This window comes from Mycobacterium sp. Panama NTM2, assembly GCF_054355555.1.
In genome coordinates this window covers 215648-241220 of sequence record NZ_CM135953.1, presented here as the reverse complement: position 1 = coordinate 241220, position 25573 = coordinate 215648, and the positions used below count along the sequence as shown (strand labels likewise).

Annotated in this window: 19 protein-coding genes; 10 read left to right on the top strand and 9 right to left on the bottom strand. The window is 70.3% G+C overall.

Features of this window, described 5'->3' with window-relative positions:
• The first annotated feature begins 39 nt into the window (after window positions 1–39).
• Entirely contained in the window at window positions 40–1875 is a 1836-nt protein-coding gene (locus tag ACXYX3_RS01190) for an acyl-CoA dehydrogenase (RefSeq protein WP_458609819.1), read from the top strand.
• A 123-nt stretch (window positions 1876–1998) separates the two neighbouring features.
• Here the strand turns inward: ACXYX3_RS01190 and ACXYX3_RS01185 are convergent, their stop codons facing one another.
• On the bottom strand, window positions 1999–2934 hold the full coding sequence (locus ACXYX3_RS01185; RefSeq protein ID WP_458609818.1) for a TIGR03564 family F420-dependent LLM class oxidoreductase: 936 nt from the start codon (window positions 2932–2934) through the stop codon (window positions 1999–2001).
• A 139-nt stretch (window positions 2935–3073) separates the two neighbouring features.
• On the opposite strand from ACXYX3_RS01185, the gene ACXYX3_RS01180 reads away from it, so the two are divergent.
• Complete coding sequence (locus tag ACXYX3_RS01180; protein WP_458609817.1) at window positions 3074–4030, top strand: D-2-hydroxyacid dehydrogenase family protein; 957 nt, start codon at window positions 3074–3076, stop codon at window positions 4028–4030.
• A gap of 71 nt (window positions 4031–4101) precedes the next feature.
• On the opposite strand, the gene ACXYX3_RS01175 is transcribed toward ACXYX3_RS01180, so the two are convergent.
• The gene (locus ACXYX3_RS01175; protein WP_458609816.1) at window positions 4102–5403 is read right to left on the bottom strand and encodes an acetyl-CoA C-acetyltransferase; all 1302 of its coding nucleotides are present in this window, start codon (window positions 5401–5403) and stop codon (window positions 4102–4104) included.
• A gap of 150 nt (window positions 5404–5553) precedes the next feature.
• Between ACXYX3_RS01175 and ACXYX3_RS01170 the strand changes: the two genes are divergently transcribed.
• Window positions 5554–6906, top strand: a complete 1353-nt coding sequence (locus ACXYX3_RS01170; protein ID WP_458609815.1) for a 3-oxoacyl-ACP reductase — start codon at window positions 5554–5556, stop codon at window positions 6904–6906.
• A gap of 1 nt (window position 6907) precedes the next feature.
• Window positions 6908–7759: a MaoC/PaaZ C-terminal domain-containing protein gene (locus ACXYX3_RS01165; RefSeq protein ID WP_241206876.1), complete on the top strand. Its 852-nt coding sequence runs from the start codon at window positions 6908–6910 to the stop codon at window positions 7757–7759.
• A gap of 5 nt (window positions 7760–7764) precedes the next feature.
• Here the strand turns inward: ACXYX3_RS01165 and ACXYX3_RS01160 are convergent, their stop codons facing one another.
• Window positions 7765–8400: a TetR/AcrR family transcriptional regulator gene (locus ACXYX3_RS01160; protein WP_458609814.1), complete on the bottom strand. Its 636-nt coding sequence runs from the start codon at window positions 8398–8400 to the stop codon at window positions 7765–7767.
• A 58-nt stretch (window positions 8401–8458) separates the two neighbouring features.
• Window positions 8459–9655 carry a glycoside hydrolase family 3 N-terminal domain-containing protein gene (locus ACXYX3_RS01155; protein ID WP_458609813.1) on the bottom strand — a complete coding sequence of 399 codons (1197 nt, stop codon included), beginning with the start codon at window positions 9653–9655 and terminating at the stop codon, window positions 8459–8461.
• Between the two features lie 148 nt (window positions 9656–9803).
• On the opposite strand from ACXYX3_RS01155, the gene ACXYX3_RS01150 reads away from it, so the two are divergent.
• From ACXYX3_RS01150 to ACXYX3_RS01140, 3 genes are read left to right on the top strand one after another with little or no spacing between them, the layout of a single operon-like run.
• Window positions 9804–9977: a DUF2613 domain-containing protein gene (locus tag ACXYX3_RS01150; protein WP_143816679.1), complete on the top strand. Its 174-nt coding sequence runs from the start codon at window positions 9804–9806 to the stop codon at window positions 9975–9977.
• A 37-nt stretch (window positions 9978–10014) separates the two neighbouring features.
• Entirely contained in the window at window positions 10015–14169 is a 4155-nt protein-coding gene (locus tag ACXYX3_RS01145; RefSeq protein WP_458609812.1) for an alpha-(1->3)-arabinofuranosyltransferase domain-containing protein, read from the top strand.
• A gap of 1 nt (window position 14170) precedes the next feature.
• Window positions 14171–15628: an AMP-binding protein gene (locus ACXYX3_RS01140; protein ID WP_458609811.1), complete on the top strand. Its 1458-nt coding sequence runs from the start codon at window positions 14171–14173 to the stop codon at window positions 15626–15628.
• Between the two features lie 21 nt (window positions 15629–15649).
• On the opposite strand, the gene ACXYX3_RS01135 is transcribed toward ACXYX3_RS01140, so the two are convergent.
• The 4 genes from ACXYX3_RS01135 to ACXYX3_RS01120 are packed head-to-tail and all read right to left on the bottom strand — an operon-like array spanning window position 15650 to window position 20463.
• Window positions 15650–16822 (bottom strand): acyltransferase family protein, encoded by a 1173-nt coding sequence (locus tag ACXYX3_RS01135; protein ID WP_458609810.1) that lies wholly within the window; start codon window positions 16820–16822, stop codon window positions 15650–15652.
• Between the two features lie 22 nt (window positions 16823–16844).
• Entirely contained in the window at window positions 16845–18383 is a 1539-nt protein-coding gene (gene mhpA, locus ACXYX3_RS01130) for a bifunctional 3-(3-hydroxy-phenyl)propionate/3-hydroxycinnamic acid hydroxylase MhpA (RefSeq protein WP_458609809.1), read from the bottom strand.
• Entirely contained in the window at window positions 18380–19324 is a 945-nt protein-coding gene (locus tag ACXYX3_RS01125) for a fumarylacetoacetate hydrolase family protein (protein WP_458609808.1), read from the bottom strand. Before ACXYX3_RS01125 ends, mhpA begins: the two co-directional genes overlap by 4 nt.
• Window positions 19321–20463 (bottom strand): VOC family protein, encoded by a 1143-nt coding sequence (locus tag ACXYX3_RS01120; protein WP_458609807.1) that lies wholly within the window; start codon window positions 20461–20463, stop codon window positions 19321–19323. The genes ACXYX3_RS01125 and ACXYX3_RS01120 overlap by 4 nt, the downstream gene beginning before the upstream one ends.
• Window positions 20464–20689: 226 nt before the next feature.
• On the opposite strand from ACXYX3_RS01120, the gene pgfA reads away from it, so the two are divergent.
• On the top strand, window positions 20690–21895 hold the full coding sequence (gene pgfA / locus ACXYX3_RS01115) for a cell envelope lipid trafficking protein PgfA (protein WP_241206867.1): 1206 nt from the start codon (window positions 20690–20692) through the stop codon (window positions 21893–21895).
• A gap of 41 nt (window positions 21896–21936) precedes the next feature.
• Window positions 21937–23574 (top strand): MmpA family trehalose lipid delivery protein, encoded by a 1638-nt coding sequence (locus tag ACXYX3_RS01110; RefSeq protein ID WP_458609806.1) that lies wholly within the window; start codon window positions 21937–21939, stop codon window positions 23572–23574.
• Here the strand turns inward: ACXYX3_RS01110 and ACXYX3_RS01105 are convergent.
• A complete protein-coding gene (locus tag ACXYX3_RS01105) occupies window positions 23558–24715 on the bottom strand; it encodes a glycosyltransferase family 4 protein (RefSeq protein ID WP_458609805.1) in 1158 nt (385 codons plus the stop codon). The genes ACXYX3_RS01110 and ACXYX3_RS01105 overlap by 17 nt on opposite strands.
• A gap of 36 nt (window positions 24716–24751) precedes the next feature.
• Here ACXYX3_RS01105 and ACXYX3_RS01100 point away from each other — a divergent pair, with 36 nt between their 5' ends.
• Window positions 24752–25519 (top strand): class I SAM-dependent methyltransferase, encoded by a 768-nt coding sequence (locus ACXYX3_RS01100; RefSeq protein WP_241206857.1) that lies wholly within the window; start codon window positions 24752–24754, stop codon window positions 25517–25519.
• Window positions 25520–25573: the final 54 nt, after the last annotated feature.

Sequence of the window (25573 nt, the reverse complement as noted above, 5' to 3'; positions counted from 1 at the left end):
GTACCCAACCGCATGTGGCGTTCTCGACGAGGAGGAAAAGTGGGCCACTACAAGAGCAATGTTCGTGATCAGGTGTTCAACCTGTTCGAGGTTCTCGGAGTCGACAAGGCGCTGGGCCAGGGCTCGTACGCCGACCTCGACGTCGAGACCGCCGTCGACATGCTGGGTGAGATCTCCCGGCTCGCCGAGGGACCGGTCGCAGCCTCCTTCGAGGAGGGCGACCGCAACCCGCCGGTCTTCGACCCCAAGACCCACACCGTGACGCTGCCCGAGGCGTTCAAGAAGTCGGTGCGCGCCGTCACCGACGGTGGCTGGGACAAGCTGTCGGTCAGCGAGGAACTCGGCGGCACGCCGATGCCCAGCGCGCTGTCGTGGGCCCTGCAGGAGCACATCCTCGGCGCCAACCCCGCCGTGTACATGTACGCGATGGGCGCTGGATTCGCCGACATCTTCTACCACCTCGGCACCGAGGAGCAGAAGAAGTGGGCCACGATCGCCGCGGAGCGCGGCTGGGGCTCGACCATGGTGCTGACCGAGCCGGACGCCGGCTCCGACGTCGGCGCCGGTCGCACCAAGGCCGTCCAGCAGCCCGACGGCACCTGGCACATCGACGGTGTGAAGCGCTTCATCACCTCGGCCGACTCGGACGACCTGTTCGAGAACATCATGCATCTGGTGCTGGCTCGCCCCGAGGGCGCCGGCCCCGGCACCAAGGGTCTGTCGCTGTTCTTCGTACCGAAGTTCCACTTCGATCCGGAGACCGGTGAGCCCGGCGAGCGCAACGGCGTCTTCGTCACCAACGTCGAGCACAAGATGGGCCTGAAGGTCTCGGCCACCTGTGAGCTCTCGCTGGGTCAGCACGGCACCCCCGCCGTCGGCTGGCTGGTCGGCGAGGTGCACGACGGTATCGCGCAGATGTTCGACGTCATCGAGCAGGCGCGAATGATGGTGGGCACCAAGGCGATCGCCACGCTGTCGACCGGTTACCTGAACGCGCTCGAGTACGCCAAGTCGCGCGTGCAGGGTGCCGACCTGACCCAGATGACCGACAAGACCGCCCCGCGCGTGACCATCACGCACCACCCGGACGTGCGTCGCTCGCTGATGACCCAGAAGGCCTACGCCGAGGGTCTGCGTGCGCTGTACCTGTTCACCGCCACGCACCAGGACGCCGAGGTGGCCAAGGCGATCCACGGCATCGAGCCCGAATTGGCCGTCAAGGTCAACGACCTGATGCTGCCGATCGTCAAGGGTGTCGGCTCGGAGCAGGCCTACGCGAAGCTCACCGAGTCGCTGCAGACCTTCGGCGGCTCCGGCTTCCTGCAGGACTACCCGATCGAGCAGTACATCCGCGACGCCAAGATCGACTCGCTGTACGAGGGCACCACCGCCATCCAGGCGCAGGACTTCTTCTTCCGCAAGATCGTCCGCGACAAGGGTGTGGCGCTGGCGCACGTGGCCGGCCAGATCGAGCAGTTCGTGAAGTCGGAGACCGGCAACGGCCGGCTGAAGGCCGAGCGTGCGCTGCTGGCGACCGCGCTGGAGGACGTGCAGGGCATGGCCGCCACGCTGACCGGCTACCTGATGGCCGCCCAGGAAGATGCCGCGAGCATCTACAAGGTGGGCCTGGGCTCGGTGCGCTTCCTGATGAGCGTCGGCGATCTGATGATCGGCTGGCTGCTGCAGCGTCAGGCCGCGGTCGCGATCGAGAAGCTCGACGCCGGTGCCTCCGGTGACGAGCGCGCCTTCTACGAGGGCAAGCTCGCGGTGGCGTCGTTCTTCGCGAAGAACATGCTGCCGATGCTGACCAGCACCCGCGCGATCCTCGACAACCTCGACAACGAGGTCATGGAGCTGGACGAGGCGGCCTTCTAGACCCCTCGCCCGCGAGACGCCCCCGGACTCTTCCCGGGGGCGTCTTTTTTTGCGCGAACAGACGCGAACTCGAGTGTTCTGACGGCGTGTCTACTCGAGTTCGCGTCTGGTCGCCGGAGAAACTCAGCCCTCGGGGCGGAGGAAGGCGCGGGTGCGCGCTCGGCCCTCCTCGGAGGGATCGAACGTAGCCGCGACGAACTCGTCCACTCCGGCGGCTTCGAGCTCGGCGAGGCGGTCACGCACGGTCGCCTCGTCGCCGATGATCGCCGCGTCCTGCGGTCCCGCATACCCCTCGCGGTCGAGCATCGCCCGGTAGGACGGCAGCGTGCCGTAGATCGCGAATTGCTCGGCGGCCTCGGCGCGCAGCGCGTCGACGTCGTCGGTGACCGCGATCGGCAACGCGGCGACGACGCGCACCGCATCCTCGGTGCGGCCCGCGTCGGCGGCGGCCTGGCGCAGCGACGGGCTGACGTGCCCGCTCAACGTCGCCGGCCCCGTCATCCAGGTGCAGGTGCCCGACGTCCGCCGGCCCGCCAGCCGCAGCATCTGCGGCCCCAGCGCGGCGATGTACACGTCGGGCCGCGGCGCTCCGGGAATCATCAGTGCGCCGCGCGTCGTCACCGTCTCACCCGGTGCGGACGCGTGCTCGCCGGCCAGCAGCGGCAGCAGCCCGTCCAGGTACTCGTTGAGGCGTCGCACCGGCTTGTCCCACGGAATGCCCCACATCCCCTCGGTGACGGCGGCGTGAGTCATGCCGAGACCGAGCACGAAGCGGCCGCCGGAGGCGAGGCTCGTGGTCAGCGCGGCCTGCGCCATGTGCATGGGGTGCTGGTTCTGGATCGGGATGACGCCGCTGGCCGCCTCGATCGTGTCGACCTCGCGCAGTGCGATGGCGAGAATCGTCAGGAGGTCGGGCTCGTGGGGCAGCTGGCTCATCCACACGCGGCCGAAGCCCTCGTCGCGTAGCTGCGCCAGATAAGCGATGGTGGCGTCGATGGGCGATCCGCCACTGGAGTCCATGGGGAGGCCGGAGAGCTGGCCGAACATGCTGATCTGCATGCTCAAAATGTAAGAGCCCCGTGTTGCCGTCGGGTCGGGGGGTCAGACGGCAACACGGAGCTATGAGGTGTATCGACGACCCGCACCGGGGCGTTACACGGTCTGCGAAAAATTTTTCGTGGGGCATATCGTCGGGAGGATGAGCACCCCCGAGAGCAGCCCGCGGCCCCGCATCGCCGTCCTCGACGACTACCAGGGCGTCGCGCTGACCTCGGCAGACTGGTCACCGGTCACCGCACGCGCGGACGTCACCACCTTCTCCGACCACGTGTCCGACGAGGACGAGTTGGTGGCGCGGCTCGCGCCGTTCGACGTCGTCTTCGTGATGCGCGAACGCACGCCGCTGCCGCGCACGGTCCTCGAGCGGTTGCCCCGGCTGAAGATGATCGCGTCGACCGGACCGGTCAATGCGTCGATCGACATGGCAGCAGCCCAGGAACTGGGCATCCACGTCAGCGGAACCGGCGGCAGCGTGGCGTCGACGGTGGAGCTCACCTGGGCACTGATCCTCGCGGCGTCGCGGCACCTGGTCGCCGAGAGCCGATCGATCGCCGCCGGGGGATGGCAGACGACGGTCGGAACCGAGCTCGATCGCCGGGTGTTGGGCGTGCTCGGCCTCGGGCGGATCGGATCCCGGATCGCCCAGATCGGGACCGCGTTCGGCATGGACGTTGTGGCCTGGAGTGAGAATCTCACCGCCGACGCCGCTGCCGCTGCGGGTGCGCGCTACCTGCCGCGCGAGGAGTTCTTCGCCACCGCCGACGTGCTGACCGTGCACCTGCGGCTGAGCGACCGTTCTCGCGGGCTGATCGGCGCTGCGGAACTGGCCGCGATGAAGCCGACCGCAGTGCTGATCAACACCTCACGCGGACCGATCGTCGACGAGGCCGCGCTGATCGACGCGCTGAGCTCTCGTTCGATCGCCGGCGCCGGTCTCGACGTCTTCGACACCGAGCCGCTGCCCGCCGCTCACCCGTTGCGCACGATGGCGACCGTGACGGCCACGCCCCACATCGGGTACGTGGCCGACCGGTCCTACCGGGTCTTCTTCCGCGATGCCGTCGCGGCGATCGCCGAGTGGCTCCGATCTCGTTAGCGCCGAGATCGACGAAAAGGTGATCCCGTCTCGCGCTTTCTCGCCCGAACGTCGGTTTGGGCGTAGTGGGGTTACGCCTCGAGGATCGCGGTCACGCCCTGGCCGCCGGCCGCGCACACCGAGATGAGGCCGCGGACCGGTTGGCCTGTTTCGGCCTTCTTCTCCGCGAGCTGCTTGGCCAGCTGCGCCACGATGCGCCCACCGGTCGCTGCGAACGGGTGCCCCGCCGCCAGCGACGAGCCGTTGACGTTGAGCTTGGAGCGGTCGATGGAGCCGAGTGCAGCGTCCAGCCCGAGGCGCTCCTTGCAGTACTCCTCGGACTCCCAGGCGGCCAGCGTGGCCAGCACCACCGACGCGAACGCCTCGTGGATCTCGTAGAAGTCGAAGTCCTGCAGGGTCAGGCCGTTGCGGGCGAGCATCCGCGGCACCGCGTACGTCGGCGCCATCAGCAGTCCGTCGCGGCCGTTGACGTAATCGACCGCAGCCGTCTGCCCGTCCACGAAGTAGGCGAGCACCGGGATGGACCGCTGCGCCGCCCACTCCTCGGACGCCAGCAGCGCCGCCGACGCACCATCGGTCAGCGGGGTCGAGTTGCCCGCGGTCATCGTGGCGTCGCCGTTGCGGACACCGAAGACGGGCTTGAGCTTGGCGAGCTTCTCGGGCGACGAGTCGGGCCGCAGGTTGTTGTCGCGGTAGAGCCCGAGGAACGGGGTGACCAGATCGTCGAAGAAGCCGCGGTCGTAGGCGGCGGCCATGTTGCGGTGGCTCGCGGCGGCCAGTTCGTCCTGGTCGACGCGCTTGATGCCCATCTCTTTGGCCGTCACCGCGGCGTGCTCGCCCATCGACATGCCGGTGCGCGGCTCGCTGTTGACGGGGATCTCGACGCCCAGCGCGGCGGGCAGCTTGCCGACCAGCTTGAGGCGGTCGACGTTCGACTTGGCCCGGCGCAGGCTCAGCAACACCGAGCGCAGGTCGTCACCGAGGGCGATCGGCGCGTCGGAGGCGGTGTCCACCCCACCCGCGGCGGCCACCTCGTAGCGGCCCGCGGCGATGCCGTCGGCGGCCGCGATGGTGGCCTGCAGACCGGTGCCGCAGGCCTGCTGCAGGTCGAACGCCGGCGTGTAGGACGACAGCGAGCTGCCCAGCACGCACTCGCGCATCAGATTGAAGTCGCGGCTGTGCTTGAGCACCGCGCCGCCGATCACCGCGTCCAGCGCCTGGCCTTTGAGGTCGAACCGCTCGGCCAGCCCGTCGAGGACGGCGGTGAACATGTCCTGGTTGGACGCGTTCGCGTAGGCGCCGTCTGAGCGCGCGAACGGAATCCGGTTTCCTCCGAGGACGGCTACCCGTCGGGTTGTCTTGCTGTCGGCCACGTCTGCCTCCCGGCGTCGCGAGGGTTGTAGGTGTCGAGGGTCATACTACCCACCGTTCTTACTCTGGAGTAAGTTCGTGATGGATACGACAGTGCTGGGTAACCCCACCCCGTCGACAGACATGTACCCGGATTCTCGAAAGGTAGCGCCGTGGCTTCCGATCTCCTCTCCCAAGTCGTCAACTCCGGACCGGGATCCTTCCTGGCCAAGCAGTTGGGCGTGCCGCAGCCCGAACCGCTGCGCCGCTACAAGGCCGGTGAGCCCCCGCTGTCCGGCTCGCTGCTGATCGGCGGCGAGGGCCGGGTGGTCGAGCCGCTGCGGGCCGCGCTGGCCGAGGACTACGACCTGGTGGTGAACAACCTCGGCGGACGCTGGGCCGACAAGTTCGGCGGGCTGGTGTTCGACGCCACCGGCATCACCCAGCCGGAGGGCCTCAAGGCGCTCTACGAGTTCTTCACCCCGTTGCTGCGCAACCTCGGTCACTCGGGCCGCGTGGTGGTCATCGGTACCACCCCCGACGAGATCGACGACGTCCACCAGCGCACCTGCCAGCGCGCGCTGGAGGGCTTCACCCGCTCACTCGGCAAGGAGCTGCGCAACGGCGCCACCGTCGGCCTGGTCTACCTCCACCCCGATGCGAAGCCCGCAGCCACCGGCCTCGAGTCGACGCTGCGCTTCCTGCTGTCGGGGAAGTCGGCCTACGTCGACGCTCAGGTGTTCCGCGTCGGCGCGGCCGACGCGACCCCGCCCGCGGATTGGGACCGGCCGCTCGACGGGAAGGTCGCGGTGGTCACCGGCGCCGCGCGCGGGATCGGCGCGACGATCGCCGAGGTGTTCGCGCGGGACGGGGCGAAGGTCATCGCCGTGGACATCGAGGGTGCCGCCGAGCCGCTCGCGGAGGTCGCCACCAAGATCGGCGGTACCGCGCTGACGCTCGACGTCACCGCCGCCGACGCCGTGGACCGCATCACCGAGCACGTCAAGGAACACCACGGCGGCACGCTCGACATCCTGGTCAACAACGCCGGCATCACCCGGGACAAGCTGCTGGCCAACATGGACGAGGGCCGCTGGGATTCCGTGATCGCAGTGAATCTCCTTGCGCCGCTTCGCCTGGCCGAGGGCCTGGTGGGCAACGGCACGATCGGTGAGGGCGGCCGCATCGTCGGGCTGTCCTCGATGGCCGGCATCGCGGGCAACCGCGGCCAGACCAACTACGCCGCCACCAAGGCCGGCATGATCGGTCTGACCGATGCGCTGGCCCCGCAGTTCGGCGAGAAGAACATCACGATCAACGCCGTCGCACCCGGCTTCATCGAAACCAAGATGACCGACGCGATCCCGCTGGCCACCCGCGAGGTGGGGCGCCGGCTCAACTCCCTGTTCCAGGGTGGTCAGCCCGTCGACGTGGCCGAAGCCATCGCCTACTTCGCGAGCCCGGCGTCGAACGCAGTGACAGGCAACACGATCCGCGTGTGCGGCCAAGCACTGCTGGGGGCATGACATGAGCGAGGGCGAGCAGCCGTCGGGGCTGCGCAACCTGGTCCTGGCCGCGGCGGGCGCACTGCCGTTCATTCCGCGCGGGGACACATTGCCCGAGCGGCGGCTGACGGTCGACGATCTCACCATCGATCCGGCGCATGTGGCGGCCTACGCGAACGTGACCGGTCTGCGGTTCGACAACACCGTGCCGCTGACCTATCCGTTCGCGCTGACGTTCCCCACCGTGATGGCTCTGATCACGGGCTTCGACTTCCCGTTCGCCGCCATGGGTTCGGTGCACGTGGAGAACCACATCACCCAGCACCGCCCCATCGCGGTGACGGACACCGTGTCGGCTGCTGTGCACGCCGAGAACATGCGCGAGCATCGGCGCGGACTGCTCGTCGACGTGATCACCGACGTCACGGTCGGAAACGAGACGGCCTGGCATCAGGTCACCACGTTCCTGCACCAGCAGCGCACCAGCCTGTCCGACGAGCCGAAGCCGCCGCCGGCCAAGCAGCCCAAGTTGGGGCCGCCGAACGCGGTGCTGTCGGTGACGCCCGGCCAGATCCGGCACTACGCCTCGGTGGGCGGTGATCACAACCCGATCCACACCAATGCGATCGCGGCCAAGCTGTTCGGCTTCCCGACCGTGATCGCACACGGAATGTGGAGCGCTGCAGCGGTTCTGGCGAACATCGAAGGCCAGCTCCCCGACGCCGTCACCTACTCGGTCAAGTTCGCCAAGCCCGTCGTGCTGCCCGCCAAGGCGGGGCTCTACGTGGACCGGCGCGGCGAGGGCTGGGAGTTGACGTTGCGGCACCTGTCGAAGGGGCATCCGCATCTGACCGGCACGGTCACGCCGGCCTGACGGACTCAGACCTGGGAGACGGCATCCGCGTCGGACGGTGACTCCGATTGCGCGGGTGCCCCTTTCAGGCCCAGCCAGAACAGGTCGATCATCAGCGCCGCGGCCTCGTCGACGTCGGCGTCGCCGGTGCTCACCCGTGAGGCCACGGCCTCACCGGCTCCCACCAGCGCCACGGCCATCATGTCGAAATCGGTGTCGGGGCCGGGGAATCGGGTGCCGGAGCGCAGGAGCCGTCCGACGAGTTCGATGATCCGCTCGCGCCCTTCGCGCACGGTGTGCGCGAAGCGCTGCGAACTGGTCGCCTGGGTGTAGAGCACCATCCAGGACGAGCGGTTCTCGTCGATGTACTTGAGGAAGGCCAGCACGGCACTGCGCAACAGTTCCTTCGGAGCGTCGTCGAAGTTGATCTTGTCGCGCACCTCGTCGACGAAGCGGCGCAGCTCGCGATCGAGGCATGCGCCGAACAGCTCTTCTTTGGAGCCGTAGTACAGGTACAGCATCGGCTTGCTGATCTGCGCCTCAGCGGCGATCGCATCCATCGACGTCTCGTGATAGCCGTTGACCGAGAAGATCTGCACGGCCGCGTCGAGCATCTGCTGTTCACGGACGGCGCGGGGCAAGCGCTTGGTACCACCTGCCATGGCGCGCCTCCCTCATATCAACGTGCGTACCAACACAGGGTAAGCATTGGCTGAAGAATCAGCCGCCGCAGCGCGGTGACGGCCCCTTCATGGCGGCCAGTTTGGTCACCGACGCATCGACCGCCGAGGAGGACAGCTCGCCCGCCGCGACGGCTTTCTCCAGCCGGTCCAGAACGGCGGGCACCTCGGTCGTGGTGATCCACAACGCAACGTCGGCGCCGGCCTGCAGGGAGCGCAGCACCGCGTCGGCGACGCCGAACCGGTCCGAGATGGCCTTCATGCTGGACAGGTCGTCGGTGAACACGACGCCGCCGAACGGCGGACCGCCGTAGTCACCGGAGCGCAGCAGCGCGTAGGCGGCGGGGCTGAGGCTGGCGGGCTCGCTGCCCGTCAGGCCCGGCACCTCCATGTGGCCGACCATCACGCCCACGGGGCCCTGGGTGGTCAGCGTCCGGTAGGGAACCAGGTCGTTGGTCTGCAGATCGGCCAGCGGTGGGGTGACCACGCTGCCGGCGTGCGAGTCACCCGAGCCGTGCCCGTGGCCGGGGAAGTGCTTGAGCACCGGCAGCAGACCTGCGTCTCGCAGTCCGCGCGCGTACGCCCCGGCGTAGTCGGTGACGGTGGCGGGGTCGGCGCCGAAGGAGCGGTCGCCGATCACGGTGTCGTCGGGGGCGTCGGTGACGTCGACGACGGGTGCGAAGTCGATGGTGAAGCCCAGCCCGCGCATCTTGCGGCCGCGGTCCAGGGCGATCTGGTACACCTGCTCGGGCGTGTCGGTCGCGGCCAACTCCCGGGGCGAGGGCTGGCGTCCGATCACCGAGGCCAGCCGGGACACCCGGCCGCCCTCCTCGTCCACGCTGACCGCCAGCGGCAGCGGGCCGGCATTCGCGGCGATGTCGGCGAGCGGGCCGTTCAACATCGACAGGTCCGTCCAACTGCCGATCATGATGCCGCCGACGTGCTGACTGTCGACGACGGCGCGGGCGTCGGCCGCGCCCGTCACCCCGACCATCAACAGCTGGGCCAGCTTGTCGCGGGTCGACATGGCGGCCACCTCGGCAGCGGGATCGCCACAAACGGGGGCCGGAGGGGCCTGCGGCGGTGAGCCGGGCAGCGGGCCGGCGGCCTGGGCGACGGTCGAGGCCGGCGGGCCGGCGTCGGGCGGGTTGGCGTCCGAGGAGGCGCACCCGGCCAACAGCACCGATGTCGCGAGCATTCCGGTCACGGCCCTGAACGCGCTTCTCGAGACAGCCATGGCACTCGACCCTAACCGCAAGACATCGCCCAGCCATATTCTGAGCGCGACACGCGCGAGGAGGGCGACCGAGTGCGGCGCCCCGGGCACCGGCCGGTGCCGATCGTGCCCCCGGAGCTGTGGAGATCGCCGTGCTAGTTTGTGGCCCATGGATCGGTTCCTCGTCCCCGCGGCGGCCAGCGTCGTCGTCGGCCTGCTGTTGGGCGCGGCGGCCGTGTTCGGGGTCACGTTGATGGTCCAGCAGGACACCAGGCCCCCTCTGCAGGCGGGCGATCCTGCGTCCTCGGTGCTCAACAGGGTCGAGTACGGCGACCGTAGCTGAGCAGACAACCCAGCCGCTGTCGCGGCGCTGGTTGTGGGTGGCCGCCGCGGCGGCGCTGGTCCTGACGTTCGCCCAGTCCCCGGGCCAGATCTCTCCGGACACCAAGCTCGATCTCACCGCCAACCCGCTGCGCTTCCTGACGCGGGCGTTCACGCTGTGGAACAGCGAGCTGCCCTTCGGCCAGGCCCAGAACCAGGCCTACGGCTACCTGTTTCCACACGGCACGTTCTTCCTCGCCGGCGATCTGCTCGGCGTCCCCGGGTGGATCACCCAGCGGCTGTGGTGGGCACTGCTGCTGGTGGCCGGCTTCTGGGGCCTTCTGCGCGTCGCCGAGGCTCTGCAGATCGGCACCACCACCTCGCGGGTGATCGGCGCGCTGGCCTTCACGTTGTCGCCGCGGGTGCTCACGACGATCGGGGCGATCTCGTCGGAGACGCTGCCGATGATGCTGGCGCCCTGGGTGTTGCTGCCGGTCATTGTCGCTCTCCGCGGGGATCCGCGGGTGCGGCTGCTGGCGGCCCGGTCTGCGGTGGCGGTGGCGCTGATGGGCGCGGTCAACGCGGTCGCGACGCTGACGGCCTGCCTGTGCGCCGTGGTGTGGCTGGCGTGCCATCGCCCGGGGCCGACGTGGCGGCGCTTCGTGGCGTGGTGGCTGCCGTGCGTGGCGCTGGCGGTGACCTGGTGGGTGGTCGCGCTGCTGCAGCTGGGCCGCATCAGCCCGCCGTTTCTCGACTTCATCGAGTCCTCGGGGGTCACGACGCAGTGGATGTCGCTGACCGAGATGCTGCGCGGCACCGGCGCGTGGACCCCGTATGTGGCACCGACCGCGACCGCGGGGTCGACGCTGGTGACGGGTTCGGCCGCCGTGCTGGCGACGACGCTGGTCGCGGCGGGCGGACTCGCGGGTCTGGCGCTGCGGAGCATGCCGGCCAGGGGGCGGCTGGTGACGATGCTGCTGGTGGGCGTGGTGCTGCTGGCAGCCGGCTACTCGGGCGGGCTCGGGTCGCCGATCGCGGCGCAGGTGCAGGCGTTCCTCGACGGCGACGGCACCCCGCTGCGCAACCTGCACAAGCTCGAGCCGCTGCTGCGGGTGCCGCTGGCGCTGGGCATCGCGCATCTGCTGGGCCGTCTCCCGCTGCCGGGCAGCGTGCCGCGGCCGGTGTGGCGACGCGCGTTCGCCCACCCCGAGGACGACAAGCGGGTCGCCGTCGGCGTGGTGGTGCTGGCGGCGCTGGTCGCGGCGACGTCGCTGGCGTGGACAGGGCGGTTGGCGCCGTCGGGCACGTTCGACGCGATCCCGCAGTACTGGCACGACGCGGCGGCGTGGCTGGACGACCACGACGCCGGGGGCCGGGTTCTCGTCGCACCGGGCGCGCCGTTCGCCACGCAGGTGTGGGGTAACAGCCACGACGAGCCTCTGCAGGTGCTCGGCGACAGCGCATGGGGGGTGCGCGACTCGATTCCGCTGACGCCGCCCGAGACGATTCGGGCACTCGATTCTGTGCAGCGACTCTTCGCCGCCGGCCGGCCCTCGGCCGGGCTCGCCGACACGCTTGCCCGGCAGGGCATTTCCTACGTGGTGGTGCGCAATGACCTGGACCAGGACAGTCGGTCGGCACGCCCGATCCTGGTGCACCGGGCCGTCGACGGCTCGCCCGGGCTGACGAAGGTCGCCGAGTTCGGTGATCCGGTGGGCCCGGGCACGCTGGAAGGTTTCATCACCGACAGCGGGCTGCGGCCCCGCTACCCGGCCGTCGAGATCTACCGCGTCGCCGGGCCACCCGACGCGATGGCGCCCTACGTCGTCGACGCCGACGCCTTGCCCCGCGTCGACGGCGCCCCGGAATCGCTGCTGCGCCTCGACGAACGCCGACGCCTGACCGGCCGGCCGCCGCTCGGCCCGGCCCTGCTCACCCAAGACGCGCTGCGCGCCGGGTTGCCCGCCCCGCTGGTGACGGTCACCGACACCCCGATGGCGCGGGAGACCGACTACGGCAGGGTCGACGATCACAGCTCGGCGGTGCGCGCCCCCGGCGATGCGCGCAACACGTTCAACCGCGTGCCCGATTACCCGTCACGAGGTGCCACCCCCGTCCACGGCGCGTGGGGCGGCGGCCGGATCACGGTGTCGAGCGCAGCCTCGGATTCCACTGCGCTGCCGAATGTCTCACCGGCGTCGGGGCCACCCGCCGCGATCGACGGCGACTCGTCGACCAGCTGGGTGTCCAACTCCCTGCAGAGTGCGATCGGCCAATGGCTGCAGATCGATTTCGACCACCCGATCACCAACGCGACGTTGACGTTCACCCCGAGCGCCACCGCACTCGGAGCGCAGGTTCGCCGCATCGAGGTCTCGACGGTCACCGGCACCAGCACGGTGCGGTTCGACGAGCCGGGTAAGCCCCTGACCGTCGCGTTGCCCTACGGCGAATCGCCGTGGGTGCGTCTCACCGCGGTCGCCACCGACGACGGCTCCCCCGGCGTGCAGTTCGGTGTCACCGACCTGTCGGTCACCCAGTACGACGCGAACGGTTTCGCCCATCCGGTGAACCTGCGCCACACCGTCGACGTGCCCGGTCCACCGCCCGGTTCGGCTGTGGCGCAATGGGATCTGGGCACCGAACTGCTGGGACGGCTGGGGTGTGCGTCGAGCGCCACCGGTCTGCGGTGCGCGGCCGCGATGGCACTGGCCTCCGAGGAGCCCGTCAACCTGAGCCGCACGCTCACGGTGCCCGGCCCCACACAGGTCAGCCCGACCGTCTGGGTGCGTGCCCGCCAGGGACCCAAACTCGCCGATCTGATCGCCCAGCCGGACACCACTCGCGCCGGCGGTGACGCCGACCTGATCGACGTCCAAGGGTCGGCGTACGCGGCCACCGACGGCGATCCCGACACCGCGTGGACCGCGCCCCAGCGGGTGACCCAATCCCACTCCCCCGCCACACTGGTTCTCAAACTACCGTCGAAGCAGCCTGTTTCGGCCCTGAGAGTGACGCCGAGCGAGTCGACACTGCCGGCACATCCGACGCTGATCGCCGTCGACCTGGGCGGTGGCCCCGAGGTGCGTCGCCTCACCGACGGCACCGAGACGCTTCGCCTGGCGACCCGGGTGACCGACACCATCACGATCTCCCTGCTCGACTGGCACGACGTGATCGACCGCACCGCACTGGGTTTCGACCAGCTCAAGCCGCCGGGCCTGGCCGAGGTGGTGGCCCTGGACCCGCGGGGACGGCCGATCGGCGCGGCGGATGCGGCGGCCAACCGGAACCGCGCCGTGACCCTCGACTGCGGGCAGGGCCCGATCATCGCCGTGGCCGGGCAGTTCATCCAGACCTCAGTGCGCACCACCGTCGGCGCGTTGCTGGACGGCACCCCGATCCCGGCCCGGCCGTGTCGCGCAGGGCCGATCCCGCTGCCCGCCGGGCAGCAGGAGCTGGTGATCAGCCCCGGGCCGGCGCTCGTCGTCGACGGTGTCGTGTTGAACACGCCCCAGGCCAATGAAATCCGCTCGGCTGCGCCGCAATCCGTCGACAGCGAACACTGGGCCAACGATCGCAGGCAGGTGGGTGTGGCGGCGTCGGACACCGAGCGCGTGCTGGTGGTGCCCGAAAGCATCAACCCGGGCTGGACGGCCCGCGGCCCCGATGGCGCCGAACTGCGCGCCATCACCGTCAACGGCTGGCAGCAGGGCTGGCTGCTGCCGCCGGGCGCCGGCGGTGCGGTCACCATGGAATTCACCGCCAACACCCCGTACCGGGCCGGGCTGATCGGTGGGCTGGCGCTGCTGCCGCTGCTGTTCGTCCTCGCCGTCGTGCCGCTGCGGCGACGTCGTGCCCCCAGAGCACCCGCGCAGCCGTGGTCACCCGGCCGGGTCACCGTCGGCGTCGCCACCACGCTGGCCGCGACGGCGATCGCGGGACCGGTCGGCGCGGCGTTGTCAGCGGGTGCGTTCACCGCGTACTACCTGCTCCGGCGCCTGGAGGCGCTCTGCGACACGGTCACCGTCGCCGCGGCCGCCGGCGGGCTGACCATGGCGGGTGCGGTGCTCAGCACTCACCCGTGGCGGTCGGTCGACGGCTATGTCGGCCATTCCCCGTGGGTGCAGTTCCTGGCACTGATCTCCGTGGTGGCCGTCGCCGTCTCCGCCGTTCCTCGCCGCGGGCAGGCGCACACCCCGCAGGATGGCTGACATGAGCGCACCAGTCCCGCCGATCAGCACCCAGGTGTCGGCGCTCGCCGCGCAAGACCCGGACGTGCCGGCGGTCACCTGCGCGGGCGTCACCGTCACGCGCGCGGAACTCGACACGGTCACCAACCGGCTGGCCCGGGGCCTGGCCTCCCTCGGCGTGGGGGTCGGGGACTACGTGACGGTCGTGCTGCCGAACTCGCTCGACTGGGTGTACGCGGTGCTGGCCTGCTGGAAGCTCGGCGCGATTCCGCAGCCGCTGTCTGCTCGGCTGCCCGACGCCGAGCTGGCTGCGCTGTTGGAGCTGCGGCGCCCGGCCGTGTTGATCGGCCGCGCCGACCCGGCCGGTGTCACTCCTGACACTACGACCGCTGTGGCGCACGGCTTTTCGGATAGCCCAGTGCCGGAGGCCGTGTCACCGGTGTGGAAGTCGATGGCCTCGGGCGGCAGCACGGGGCGGCCCAAACTCATCGAGGCGGGCACCGACAGCCGCATCCCCGCGGCGATCGGCGCCCCGCTGGGCGCCCAGGACGGCGACGTGTCGCTGATCTCGGTGCCGCTGAGCCACAACACCGGGTTCACGACGTTCGCGGTGGGTCTGCTGCAGGGCCACCACCTGGTCGTGATGCCGCGGTTCGAGCCCCACGAGTTCCTGCGACTGGTCACCGAACACCGGGTGACGTTCCTGACCACGGTGCCGACCATCATGCAGCGCCTGCTGCCCGTGTTACGGGCGAAGCCGGACGCGTACGACCTGTCGTCGATCCGCCGGTTCTGGCATCTCGCGGCGCCGTGCCCGCCGGCGGTGAAGCGCGCGTGGATCGAGCTGCTGGGGCCGGAGGTTCTCTGGGAGCTCTACGGAGGCACCGAATTGCAGGCGTTGACGTTCATCTCCGGCGAGCAGTGGCTGAGTCACCCCGGCTCGGTCGGGGTCGTGGTCTCAGGGGAGATGACGGTGCTCGACGACGAGGGCACGCCATGCCCGCCCGGGGTGCCCGGCGAGATCTACATGCGTCGCGCCGCCGGATCGCGGCCCACCTACCGCTACGTGGGCAGCACCGCGAAGAGCCGCGACGGCTGGGAATCGCTGGGCGATCTGGGCTACTTCGATGCCGACGGGTTCCTGTACCTGACCGACCGCCGCGTGGACATGTTCACCGTCGGCGGGCGCAACGTCTATCCGGCGGAGATCGAGGCGGCGCTGGCGGAGCATCCGGGGGTGTTGTCGAGCCTGGCCGTCGGCGTCCCGGACGAGGATCTGGGGCAGGTGCCGTATGTGCTCGTGCAGGCGCCCGGGCTGGACGCCGACGAGGTACGGGCGTTCCTCGCCGAGCGGCTCGCGCCCTACAAGAGGCCGCGCACGATCGAGTTCACCGACCGGCCGCTGCGCGACGACGCGGGCAAGGCACGCAGGTCGGCGGTGCGCGACGAGGTCATCTCGCGGGCCGCGCAATCGGATTAACGCGCGGGCCGCGCAATCGGACTAGCGTGCGACGGCAGGCTCGGTGACGTCGTCGACCGCACTGTCCAGCGGGGTGGGGTCGTTGCGCCGCTCCCAGCGCCGTAGTGCGTTGCGGCACGGCGACTCGACCAGCGCGTAACTGACCGCCGCGATCGCGAACCCGAAGCCCGCGGTCAGCAGCAACACCGGCACGAAGTGGCCGTTGAACGCGAACTCGCCGAGCATCGGGAACACCATCGCCAGCGCGGCCAGGTGCCATACGAACAGGCCATAGGACCAGCGGCCCAGGGTGACCATGACCGGATGCCCGAGAAGCCGGTGGCCGGTGCCGGGGCGGTCGAGCACCAGCGGCGCCAGCAGCGCACCCGCCACGATCGCGCCCATCGCGGTCTTCATCGTCACCTGGCCGATCGTGCCGAACTGCAGGCCCTCCTTGCCGGCCAGCGGCGAGGCCGCCACCAGGAACGCGACCACCGCGATGCCGGCCGTCAGAACCCGGTGCCGCGCCAGCCGGTGCGCCGGCCCGACCGGTGAGACGGTGAGTTCGGCGAGCACCATGCCGGCGGCGAACCAGGAGAAGAACGCGGGCGGCCAGTTCCACAGGTTGTGCCCGGAGTCGGGATCGAACGGGATGCGCACCCAGAACAGGCTCGCGACCGCGGCTGCCATGATCACCGGGATCCGGGCCCGGACCGGCACCCGGCGGACCAGCAGCGCCAGGAACGGCAGCGCGAGGTAGAACGCCACCTCCACCGACAAGCTCCACATCTGCGTCAACCCGGCGGTCAGCGTCAGCGGCACGTAGATCTGGGTCAACGTCAGGTTGGACAGCCAGACCGTGGCGTCGGCCTTCGCGTCCGGCAGCAACGTGAGGATCACCACGACCGCGACGAGGTAGCCCGGCATGATCCGGACGAAGCGGGACCGCAGGTAGTGCGCGGTGGCCGGGCGCTTGCGCAGCCCGCGGGCGGCAGCGGCGTGGCCGCGCCACAGCAGGAAGCCCGACAGCGCGAAGAACACCGCGACCGCCAGGTCGAAGCGGCCCAGCAGCCGGCCGGTGACCCCGGTGGTGTGGCCGGTCTGGAACGCGACATGGGTGACGACGACACCGATGGCCGCACACGCGCGCAGACCTTCGACGGCGGGCAGGAAGCTGCGCGTGCCGCCGACTTCCGCCGACTGGGTGGACGTCACGGCGACCAGTCTGCCCGACCCCCTACCGAGCCGGTCGATGGGACGGGGACGCCTCGAGCCGGAACAGCGGAAGTGCGCGGCACACGGCGGCGGTGTCGCGTCCGGCGGTCAGCACGGTGCGGTCGGGACGCACCACCGCCGTGGTGACGTGGTGGTCCTCGAGCCAGCGGGCGAGTTCGGTTCCCGGCGTGGCGCGGACGAGGCGCGCGCCACGTGCTGCGACGGTGTCGGCCTGCGCGGGGGTCAGCATCGCCGTGGTCAGCACACCGAACCCCAGGCCGAGTTCGTCGTCGAGACGAATGCCGTTGTCGAACAACATGTTCGGGCACAGGTGACCAGCGATGCCGCGGGTGCGCCAGGTCCGCCTCACCAGGGTCGAGGAACGCAGCGCCGGGGTCTGCGAATCGGTGACCTTCGATCGCAGGCCCGGTATCCGGTGCAGGTGCGGCAGTACGAGCGCCCGCGCAGCGGCACCGAACCGTCCGCCGGCCGTCATGGCGCGACCGACGTTGAGGGCGAGTCTGATCATGTGGCGCGCATGCGGGCGGCGCTCGGCCTCGTAGCTGTCGAGGACGCCGGGCGACAGGTCACCGCGCAGCACGCCGGCGATCTTCCACGCCAGGTTCATCGCGTCGCGGAGACCTGCGCCCATGCCCTGGCCGATGAACGGCGGGGTCAGGTGGGCGGCGTCGCCGAGCAGGAAGACGTTGCCGCGGCGCCACGAGCCGGCGAGCTGGGCGCGAAAGGTGTACTCCGCGACGCGAATCAGCTGCAGGTCGGTGGCGCTGACCTCCCGGGTCCACGGTTCGATCAAGGGCTGCAGCGCGGTCAGCGTGGCGTAGTCGTCGACCGATTCGTGATCGAGAAGCCGGAACTCCCAGCGGTAACGGGTGGGTCCGATCCGCATGTAGGTGCCGGCGCGGTGACTGTCGCAGAGCTGGTGCACGCCGTCCCACTGGTGCAGGTCGGCCTCGGTCGCGATGTCGATCACCAGCCAGCGCTGGTCGAACTTCATCGAGCGCATCGCGGCGTCGACGCTGCCGCGCACCATGCTGTTCGCGCCGTCACAGCCCAGCACCACATCCGCGGTGATCAGCGACTCCTCACCGCTGACCCGGTCGCGCACCCGCAGGTGTAGCGGCCCGGTCCCGGAGACGCCGAGCACCTCGGTGTCGCCGCGGAACCGCGCATGCGGATGGCGGGCCAGATTGGCCCGCAGCAACTCTTCGAGGCGGGGTTGATCGAACATGCTGGCTGCGGGAAAACCGTTGCGCGTCAACGCCGTATCGCGCCTGAACTCGGCCAGCACCGACATGTCCCGGTCCACCAGGCGTAACCCTTGGGCCGGATGGGAGATCGCGGCGAACTCCGCGGCGACGCCCAGCCGGGCCAGAATTCGATAGACCTCGTCGTCGAGATGCACCGCCCGAGGCTGCGGGTAGACCTGCGGCCACCGGTCCAGTACGAGCGTGTCGACGCCGTACTGGGCGAGCAGCGTGGCGGCAGTGATCCCGGTGGGCCCGCCTCCGACCACGGCCACCGGAACGTGCTCGGCGGTCATCGTGCGTAGCGCACCGACAGCCGCTGCGTGCCGAGGTCGATCGCCCCGTCGTCGGTGCTCACCGATGCCTCGACGACGTCGCCGTGCTGCAGATACTTCGGGTTCTTGGCCTGCCGGGAGAAGAAGGCCTTCCATTTCACTGCGGGCGGCAGCAGGTTGCCGATCATCTCGATGGGTTTCGGCGGCGCCGTCAGCGCCGTACCCGCCGGGGTCCCGGTGAGGACCAGGTCGCCGGCGGAGAGATCCTGGAACCTGGTGAGGGACTGCAGCGCCTGCAGCGGGCGGTACAGCATGTCACCCTCGACGATCCGGTTCTGGCGTTCGTCGCCGCTGACGCTCAGCCGCAGCCGCAGGTCGCCGAAGCGGGCCAGTTCGGCGGCGTCGAGCAGCACCAGCGCGGGCCCGACCGGGGTGAACGTGGGATACGACTTCGCCTCGTAGAACTGGGTCTGTGGCAGCTGGATGTCGCGGGCGGACACGTCGTTGGTGACGGTCAATCCGGCGATGATCCCGGGCAGGGCGGTTTCGGTGATCGTCGACCCGGCCGGCACGTCGCGCCCGATCACCAGCCCGATCTCGACCTCGTAGTCGAGCAGCGTGACGTGCGCCGGGCGCACGATCTCGCCGAACGGCCCGGTGATCGAGGCCGACGACTTGCGGAAGAAGGTCAGCGGCACGGTTTTGGGGTCCATCCCGGCGTCGACGACGTGGGATTCGAAGTTCGTCATCTGCGCGATCACCCGGCACGGCGTGGTCACCGGGGAGAGCAGCGCCAGATCGGCGACTGGCACGGTGTCGCCGCCGCCGGCCGCCGCTGCCTCGATGGCGGACCGCTCGGCCAGCAGATCGGCGGTGGTCGTGGCCGTGGTGGTGATCCGGGCAGCGCCCGCGGGGGTCTGCACCCACCAGCCATCGGCGGTGCGGAGAACGGAGGTCGTCATGAGATCGCTACTTTCAGCAGGCCGATGAGGCGGTTGAGGTCGAACTCGTTGTCGCCGCGCAGCGCGGTGACCATCGATGTGAGCTGGTGGCGGGCGGCGCGCGGATCGGCGTCGAGGAAGTCCTTCGTCGCCGGCGGCCCCCACTGGGCCAGCCCGGAGGCGGTGAACGGGGCCCAGCCGGGTTCGAGGGTGTTGTCGAACATGTCGCCGTCGGCGAAGTGCTCGACCAGGAACCCGTCGGGGTCTCGCCAGTAGTCGAACAGCTGGCTGCCCTGGATGTGGCGACCGATCCCCCACGAGCGGTGGTAGCCACGCTCCCGCAGGTATTCCCCGCCTGCGGCCAGCGCGTCGAGATCGCTGACCTGGTAGGCCGAGTGGACGTAGCGGTTGGCCGGTCCCAGCGCCAGCGCCAGCGTGTGATGGTCGGCCGGCACGGAGCCCAGGTCACAGCGGATGAAGCTCATCGCCGGTCCGCGCTCGCGCTGTCCGGGGAAGAAGAGGAAGTCGCTGACGATCATCCCGAACGTGTCGAGGTACCAGTTGAGCGTCTTCAGATAGGTGGTGGACTGCAACACCACGTGCCCGAGGCGCTGCACGCGGGCGGGCACACGCGGGGGCCGTACCGTCGCGTTGATCCTGGTCAGCGCCCCGACGTTGGACACCTGGGGCGCCTGATCGGGATGGGCGGGCAGTTCCTGCATGCCGGCGACGACCTTGACCGCCATGCCGCTCGGGTCGGTCAACTGGACCGCCACGCCGCCGATCGTCTCCGGCAGGGCGAGCGCCCGGTTGCCGGTCTTCTCGGCGAGTCGCAGCACGTCGACCTCGTCGGCGGCTCGCAGTGCAACGCCTGCGAACCGGGTCCGTGGCCCACGCCGCAGGATCACGCACGGCGCACCGGCGGCGGTCCCGCGCAGGTGCAGCTCGTGCGGATCGCGCAGCGAGATGCCGAAACCGAAGGCGCGAGCGAATGCCTCGGCGCGGACGAGATCGGGTTTGTCGAACTCCAGCCAGGCGATGTCGGCCACCCGGATGATCGGGTTCCTGGCCCTGCCCGGGTGCTCGCCGCGCAGGGCACCGTGCTCGCTGTGCAGATCGGTGTGCGCGTCGCGGTGCCCGTCGACCTTCGGGATCGTCATCTGACCTCCTTAGTTGATGAAATCGTCACATACGACCGATCCGTCAGTCAAGGTTTTCTGACGGATTCCTCAGTGATGACGGGGCAGGACCAGCGGTGTCGACACGCGCACCCGTCCGGGGCGAGCACCGCCTGCGTGCGCCCCGTAATCCCTCGTCGCCGGTTGGGCCTTAATTTGTGCTGTTAGGGTCAAACGGGTTTTGCCGCGCGCGAAGGGAGACACGGTATTGAACCGCGCAGTTGCGCTGAGGTATGCCGCGTGCGGACTCATGGGCCTCGGCGCAGCGCTGCTCATCGCAGCGCTGCTCCTGACCACCTACACCAAGGGCAAGATCTCCAAGATCCCCCTGGACATCGACACCACCCTGGTCAGCGAAGGCACCGGTGACGTCTTCGACCCCGCCTCGCTGAACTCCCAGCGGTTCGTCGTCGACCAGGACGTCCCTGTGGTGATGCAGCAGCAGATCAGCGTCGAATCCCCCGCCAACGCCGATGTGGTGACGCTGCAGGTCGGCGACTCGCTGCGGCGCTCGGACCAGCAGGGCGACCGTGGCCTGCTGCTGGCGATGGTGGACACCGTGACCCTGGACCGCACCACCGCCGAGGCGGTCTCCAGCGAGTCCAACCCCGGCGGCGCCGTGCAGAAGCCGCGTGCCATCGAGGACCAGAACCCGCCCACCAACATCGCGCTGCCGCACGAGGGCCTGGCCTACCGCTTCCCGTTCGACACCGAGAAGAAGACCTACCCCTACTTCGATCCGATCGCGCAGAAGGCCTACGACGCCAACTACGCGGGTGAAGAAGACGTCAACGGACTGACCGCCTACAAGTTCACCCAGAACGTCGGCTTCGACAACGAGGGCAAGCTCGTCGAACCCGTCAAGTACGCCTCGCTGTACGACGACGACGCCGACAGCCAGGTCACCGCACGCGCCGCGCTGTGGGGGCTCGAGGGCGATCCCGAGGAACAGATCACGATGACCCGGTACTACGCCGCCCAGCGCACCTTCTGGGTCGACCCGGTGTCGGGCACGATCGTCAAGGAAACCGACCGGGGCTACCACTACTACGCGCGTGAGGCCCTCAAACCCGAGGTGACGTTCGCCGACTACACGGTCACCACCAACGACGAGTCGGTGGAGAGCCAGGTCAACGCCGCGTACGACGAGCGCGACCGGGTCTCGCTGTGGGGCCGCATCCTGCCGATCACGTTCACCGCGCTGGGCATCGTGGCACTGCTCGGCGGCGCGCTGCTCGGCTCGTTCAGCCTGCGCGCGGAGTCGACCCTGATCGATCCAGGCCTCGACGACACCAGTAGTCGCTTCTACGGCGGCCGCGGTGACGAGGGTGAACCGGTGCCCGGCGCGGAGGCGAAGACAGAGAAACTGCCGGCGCAGCGGCCCACCGATCTACCCCCGGACCGACCGGTCTGATCCCCCGCGCCCGTCCGCTGGCGGCCCCGGCCTATGCGCTGGTGCTCACGCTGGCGGTGACCGCACCGCTGTTCGCCCCGGGTTATCTGCTGCTGCGCGACGCGGTGTCGACACCGCGGTCCTACCTCACCGATGCCGCGCTGGGGCTGACACAGGCCGCGCCGCGGGCTCTGCCCCAGGACGTCGCCGTCGCGCTGGCCTCGGCCGTGGTCGATGGCGGCGTGCTGGTCAAGGGATTGCTGATCCTCGGGCTCTGGCTCGCGGGCTGGGGGGCCGCGCATCTGGCGACGACGGTGCTGCCCGGAGCCGGCCTGCCCGGGCAGTTCGTGGCCGTCACCGTCGCGGTGTGGAATCCCTATGTCGCCGAACGGCTTCTGCAGGGCCACTGGAGCCTGCTGGTCGGTTACGGCGCGCTGCCGTGGGTGGCGGCGGCCGTGCTGTCTCTGCGAGCCGCTGGGGCCACCGGCGTGGGGGCGCTGCTGTTCTGGCTCGCGCTGGCCGGGCTGACGCCGACCGGGTTGATGATGGCGGCGACGATCGCGCTGGCGTGCGTCGCCGCCCCGGGCGCGGGCCGTTCGCGGTGGTTCTGTGCCCTCGTGAGCCTGGCCGGGTCGACGACCGCGGCGTTGCCCTGGCTGGTCGCGTCGGCGCTCGGGTGGTCCCCCGGCGTCGATCAGGGGCCCGCGGTCGCGGCGTTCGCTGCGCGCGCGGAGCCCGGGCTGGGCACGCTGGGCAGCCTCGCCGGGCTGGCCGGAATCTGGAACGCCGACGCGGTGCCTGCCACGCGCACCACCCCGTTCGCGGTGGTGGCGACCGTGGTGCTGCTGGCGGTCGTGGCGACAGGGCTGCCGGTGCTCCTCCGGTACCGGGTCGCCCGGCCGCTGCTGGTGGTCGCCCTGATCGCCGTGCTGGTGCCCGCGCTGATGGCGACAGGACCCGGTCTGACGGCCGTCACGGCGCTGCTGGACGCGGTGCCGGGGCTGGGAGTGATCAGGGACGGTCAGAAGTGGATGGCGCTGGCGATGCCGGCGTACGCGCTGGCCGGTGCGGCCGCCACGATCGCGCTGCGCCCGCGCGTACCTGCCCTCGCGACTGCCGCGGTGTGCTGCGCCGCTGTGATCGCGACGCTGCCCGACCTGGCGTGGGGGGTCGGCGGACGCGTGCATTCCGTCCAGTACCCGCCGGCGTGGCGGGAGGCGGCGGCCGTCATCAACGCCGAGCCGGCACCGGTGGCCGTGCTCCCGGTCGACAGCATGCGGCGCTTTTCCTGGGCCGGGCCGGCGCCGGTCCTGGATCCGCTGCCGCGCTGGCTGCGCGCCGAGGTGCTGACCACCGGCGACCTGTCGATCGGCGGCCGTCTGGTGCCGGGTGAGGGCGTCCAGGCGCGGGAGGTCCAGGCCCTGCTGCTCGCTGGTGCGGATCGGGCCCGGCTGGCCGACGCCGGGGTGGGCTGGGTGGTGGTCGAAGGCGCGGGAGCGAATCTCGGGTTGCCCGTGGCGTTTCGGTCCGATGACTTGACGGTGTACCGAGTCGGCGGCGTGGGGCGGCCGTCGCCCTACCGCGGCGTGGCGTTGGCCGCGCACGGCGTGTGGTTTCTCCAGCTCTGCGCGGGTCTGGTGGCGATGATGTTGCGCCGCAGACGAACTCGTCGCGCGGAGGCGGCTAGACCAGGCCGCTGACCCGGCCGCCCGCCTGCACCGCGCCGAGCACAGCTGCCATCGCGTCCGCGCTCTGCTCCCAGGAGAATTCCGCGCTGCGCACCCGAGCTTTCGCACCGAGCTGTTCACGCAACACGTGGTCGGTCAGCAACCGGTGAAGTCCGTCGACCAGATCGTCGACGTCGTCGACCAGCACCCCGGTCACCCCGTCGACGATCGAATCGGACAGCCCACCGGAGGAGCGGTACCCGATCGTCGGCACCCCGTGCTGGGCGGCCTCGATCACGGCCAACCCCCAGCCCTCCTTGCGGGACGGCAACAGGTTCACCCAACTCTGTTGCAGCAGATCGTGTTTGGTCGCATCGCCCACGTGGCCGTGGAACGTCACGGCGTGCGAGATGCCCAACTTCTCCGCATGATCGAGCAAGGGCTGCGCCCACCAGCCGCCGCCCACCACGTCGAGGTGCAGGTCCGGAATCCGGCCACGCAGTCGCGCGACCGCGTCCAGTGCGTCCTCGATCTGCTTGTGCGGCACCAGCCGCGACAGCACGACCACGCGGGGCGTCGCCGAGCGGGGCGCCGTCAGCGATTCCGGCGGCGCGTCATCGACGCCGTTGCGCACCACTGCGACGTGGTCGGCGCGCACACCGAGATCCGTCAGGTCCCGAGCCGACGGCAGCGACACCGTCACGTACTGGTTGCGCCGGTGCAGCCGCGGCGACAGGCGCGATTCGACGAACCACCCGATGCGGCTCTTCACCGGGCCTGCCACCGGCCACTGTTCGCGATGGCAGTGGTGCACCAGCACCACGGCGCGGCGGCCGTAGGCCAGGCGGGCCAGGAACGGCAGGCCGTTCTGCGTGTCGACGACGACGTCGGGCTTGGCCCTACGCAGCGGGCCCACACCCAGCCGGCCGGCCACCATCGCCAACCCCGCCCGCACGTACACCGAATACGGCCCGCCACGACGCTGGATCTCCACACCGTCGACCACCTCGCGGCGGGCGGCGCCCGGATAGCGGGCGGTGCGCAGCGTGACCCGCACCCCGGACTCGGCGAGGTGCGTACCGATGCGCTGCAGATACGTCTCACTGCCGCCGCCCTGCGGGTGCCCGGTGTCGCGCCAGCACAGCAGCAACACGGAGTTCACGGGGGCGGACATCGGTGTTCAGACTAGCGGTGTGCCTAGGGTGGCCGGGTGGTCGCTACGGAACTGTTCGCCCGACGGGCGACGCTGGCGCGCTCGCTGCGGTTGCTGTCGGCCTTCCGCTTCGAGCAGAGCGACCCGGACCGGTTCTACGGCGCGCTGGCCGACGACACCGTCGCACTCGTCGCCGACCTCTGGACCGGCGTCACCGGGGCCGTCACCGCCGGCCGGACCGTCCTCGACGTCGGCGGCGGCCCCGGCTACTTCGCGTCGGCGTTCACCGAGGCCGGGATGCGCTACGTCGGCGTGGAACCCGACCCGCGGGAGATGCACGCCGCGGCGCCGCGCACCCACGAGCGCGCGGGATCGTTCGTCCGCGCCTCCGGTACCGCGCTGCCGTTCCGCGACCACAGCGTCGACATCTGCCTGTCCTCCAACGTCGCTGAGCACGTCGCGCAGCCGTGGCGCCTGGGTGAGGAGATGCTGCGGGTCACCCGGCCGGGCGGGCTCGCGGTGCTGTCGTACACGGTGTGGCTGGGACCGTTCGGCGGCCACGAGATGGGGTTGACGCATTACCTCGGCGGGCAGCGCGCCGCCGACCGCTACGCCCGCCGGCACGGCCACCGACCCAAGAACGACTACGGCTCGTCGTTGTTCGCCGTGCATGCGCGCGATGGCCTGCGCTGGGCGCGCGGCACCGGCGCGCTCATCGCGGCATTTCCGCGCTACCACCCGCGATGGGCCTGGCGCGTGGTCCGGTTGCCGGGGCTGCGGGAGTTCGCGGTGAGCAACCTGGTGCTGGTGTTGTCGCCGTCCTGAATCGGCGAACTGCAACAGGTTCTACTTAGCGCTGTTCGTAGGTAGTGTGACGTC

Bases quoted from the DNA above. Each gene is read 5' to 3' on its own strand.
- ACXYX3_RS01180 (WP_458609817.1), top strand. From the start codon at position 3,074: ATGAGCACCCCCGAGAGCAGCCCGCGGCCCCGCATCGCCGTCCTCGAC.
- ACXYX3_RS01125 (WP_458609808.1), bottom strand. From the start codon at position 19,324: ATGACGACCTCCGTTCTCCGCACCGCCGATGGCTGGTGGGTGCAGACC.
- ACXYX3_RS01120 (WP_458609807.1), bottom strand. From the start codon at position 20,463: ATGACGATCCCGAAGGTCGACGGGCACCGCGACGCGCACACCGATCTG.
- ACXYX3_RS01155 (WP_458609813.1), bottom strand. From the start codon at position 9,655: ATGGCTGTCTCGAGAAGCGCGTTCAGGGCCGTGACCGGAATGCTCGCG.
- ACXYX3_RS01160 (WP_458609814.1), bottom strand. From the start codon at position 8,400: ATGGCAGGTGGTACCAAGCGCTTGCCCCGCGCCGTCCGTGAACAGCAG.
- ACXYX3_RS01165 (WP_241206876.1), top strand. From the start codon at position 6,908: ATGAGCGAGGGCGAGCAGCCGTCGGGGCTGCGCAACCTGGTCCTGGCC.
- ACXYX3_RS01185 (WP_458609818.1), bottom strand. From the start codon at position 2,934: ATGCAGATCAGCATGTTCGGCCAGCTCTCCGGCCTCCCCATGGACTCC.
- mhpA (WP_458609809.1), bottom strand. From the start codon at position 18,383: ATGACCGCCGAGCACGTTCCGGTGGCCGTGGTCGGAGGCGGGCCCACC.
- ACXYX3_RS01140 (WP_458609811.1), top strand. From the start codon at position 14,171: ATGAGCGCACCAGTCCCGCCGATCAGCACCCAGGTGTCGGCGCTCGCC.
- ACXYX3_RS01150 (WP_143816679.1), top strand. From the start codon at position 9,804: ATGGATCGGTTCCTCGTCCCCGCGGCGGCCAGCGTCGTCGTCGGCCTG.
- ACXYX3_RS01105 (WP_458609805.1), bottom strand. From the start codon at position 24,715: ATGTCCGCCCCCGTGAACTCCGTGTTGCTGCTGTGCTGGCGCGACACC.